Raw genomic sequence first — 2,025 nt, forward strand, 5'->3', positions numbered from 1 at the left:
GTAGCAATGCTCCGGCGGCGTCAGTTCGAGCAAGGTCTCGTTGAGTTCGGTGACCAGCCCGCGCAGGTCGTCCTGGAGCGGCGTCTCAATGGCGATCTCGATTGCCATCGGCGGACTTACTCCACGACCTTCGGCACGAGGAAGAAATTCTCTTCGGTCGCCGGCGCGTTGACGACGATGTCGGCCGCCTTGCCGCCGTCGGTGACGACATCGCTGCGCTTCTTCATGTCCATCGGCGTCACCGAGGTCATTGGCTCGACACCGGAAACATCGACCTCGTTCAGCTGCTCGACGAAGCCCAGAATGGCGTTCAGCTCGCCGGTCATCCGTTCGGCATCCTCTTCGCTCACCGCGATGCGGGCGAGATGCGCGACGCGCTTCACTGTCTGAAGATCTACGGACATGTTTTTGCCTCGGGGAAAACCAGTTCGGGCTATAGCGGCGCCGCGCGCGCTGCGCAACATGCATCGTGCGAGAGGCCAGGCTGTGGCGGCGGCCCGCTCGTCGGCTCTCAGAATACGTCTATGGCAGGGCAACGCCCTCGCACAGATAGTAGCTGCCGCTGTTGCCGCTTGCTTCGCTTTCGTCGTCGACGGGCCGAACCGACACGAGATCGATCTGCTTCGCGTTCATTTGCGTCACCGAGAGAACGTCGGGAAAGACATAACCCGGTTCCTGGCAGATGGCCGTCACCGCCCAGCTCGGCGAAGCCGTCGCCTTGCTGATCTGCAGAAACTCGCAATTGTATTCGACGCTTTGCAGGCCGTACGCCGAAAGCACGATGTTGCCGGCGTCGATCAGCGTTTGCAGCGTGCCCTTCTTGGCCTGTTTGCAAAGCTCCTCGGACTGAAGGTAGATGCCTTCGATGAAATCATCCGCAGCGAGCGCGGGCGACGCCGCGACCAGTATGGAAACGCAAAAAGATTGCCTCAAAGCCATGGTTTTATTCCATTTTGGCTGCTTCTAAATCGTAATCGTCTCGCCAATCTTGGGCAAAGCCACCTTGATGCCGGATCCTTCCAGGCCGGCCTCGAACTTGTCGGCGGTCGGATCGATCATCGGAAAGGTGCCGAAATGACAGGGAACCACGGTGTCGAATTTGAAGAAGCGCCGGCAGGCAAGTGCCGCCACCGCGCCGCCCATGGTGAAGCGGTCGCCGATCGGCACCAGGCCGATCTTCGGCTCGTGCAGCTCGTTGATCAGCGCCATGTCGGAAAAGATGTCGGTGTCGCCCATGTGGTAGAGCGTCCTGTCTTCCGGGAAATGCAGGACGAGGCCGCCCGGATTGCCGAGATAGGTGTTCTGGCCACCTTCGCCGGGGAACGAGGATGAATGCAGCGCCTGGACGAAAGTGGTGGTGAAGCCGCCGCAATCGACGGTGCCGCCGATGTTGCCCGGGTTGATCTTCTTGTCGCTGGCGCCCTTGCCGACCAGGTACATGCAGATCTCGAAATTGGCGACTAGCTGGGCGCCGCTTTTGCCAAGCACTTCCAGCGCGCCGCTGATGTGGTCGCTGTGGCCATGCGTCAGCAGTACATGCGTGATTCCCTCCGCCGGTCCCTCCCAGCCGCCCGTCCAGGACGGATTGCCGATCAGATAGGGATCGATGAGGATCTTGGCATCAGCGGTCTCGATGCGAAAGGCCGAGTGGCCGTACCAGGTCAGTTTCATGAATGCATTCCTCGATTTTTGTCTTGCCAAAGGATAGAACGCCGACGGCCCCGAGATCAAAGGGTTACTGTGTCCACCACGCGTTTGACAAAACACGTGGTGGTGAAAGGCGAAGGACGGCCGGTGGGCATTATCACGATCGAGGAATTGCCGGCGCGGCTGACCGGCGGCAAGACGCTGGCGGGACTTGACCTCGGCGACAAGACGATCGGCGTCGCGGTCTCGGACCAGAGATTTTCCTTCGCCCATCCGCGCCCGGTCATCATGCGAAGGAAATTCTCGCTCGATGCGGCGGTGCTGCTCGCCTTGCTGCGGAAGGAGAATGCCGGCGCGGTGGTGATTGGGCTGCCGATC

4 protein-coding genes and 1 pseudogene are annotated in these 2,025 nt (G+C 60.7%); 1 reads left to right on the plus strand and 4 read right to left on the minus strand.

Going from position 1 to position 2,025, the window contains the following annotated elements; all coding sequences use genetic code 11:
- From EN893_RS39570 to EN893_RS31000, 4 genes and pseudogenes are all read right to left on the minus strand, one after another.
- Nucleotides 1-108, minus strand: a pseudogene (locus tag EN893_RS39570) (N-acetyltransferase); the annotation flags it as partial.
- 8 nt (nucleotides 109-116) lie between these two features.
- On the minus strand, nucleotides 117-404 hold the full coding sequence (gene gatC, locus EN893_RS30990; RefSeq protein WP_127272494.1) for an Asp-tRNA(Asn)/Glu-tRNA(Gln) amidotransferase subunit GatC: 288 nt from the start codon (nucleotides 402-404) through the stop codon (nucleotides 117-119).
- 118 nt (nucleotides 405-522) lie between these two features.
- Nucleotides 523-939, minus strand: coding sequence for a hypothetical protein (locus tag EN893_RS30995; protein WP_127271676.1), 417 nt, complete (start codon nucleotides 937-939; stop codon nucleotides 523-525).
- A 24-nt stretch (nucleotides 940-963) separates the two neighbouring features.
- Entirely contained in the window at nucleotides 964-1,671 is a 708-nt protein-coding gene (locus EN893_RS31000) for a metal-dependent hydrolase (protein ID WP_127271675.1), read from the minus strand.
- Between the two features lie 123 nt (nucleotides 1,672-1,794).
- Here EN893_RS31000 and ruvX point away from each other — a divergent pair.
- Nucleotides 1,795-2,025 (plus strand): Holliday junction resolvase RuvX (gene ruvX / locus EN893_RS31005; RefSeq protein WP_128362055.1); only part of this gene is annotated, 231 nt, incomplete at its 3' end.

Source organism: Mesorhizobium sp. M7A.F.Ca.CA.004.04.2.1, assembly GCF_004022825.1.
In the GTDB taxonomy this organism is placed as follows: Bacteria; Pseudomonadota; Alphaproteobacteria; order Rhizobiales; family Rhizobiaceae; genus Mesorhizobium.

Coding starts and splice junctions, on each gene's coding strand:
- EN893_RS31000 (WP_127271675.1), bottom strand. CDS start 1,671: ATGAAACTGACCTGGTACGGCCACTCGGCCTTTCGCATCGAGACCGCT.
- gatC (WP_127272494.1), bottom strand. CDS start 404: ATGTCCGTAGATCTTCAGACAGTGAAGCGCGTCGCGCATCTCGCCCGC.
- EN893_RS30995 (WP_127271676.1), bottom strand. CDS start 939: ATGGCTTTGAGGCAATCTTTTTGCGTTTCCATACTGGTCGCGGCGTCG.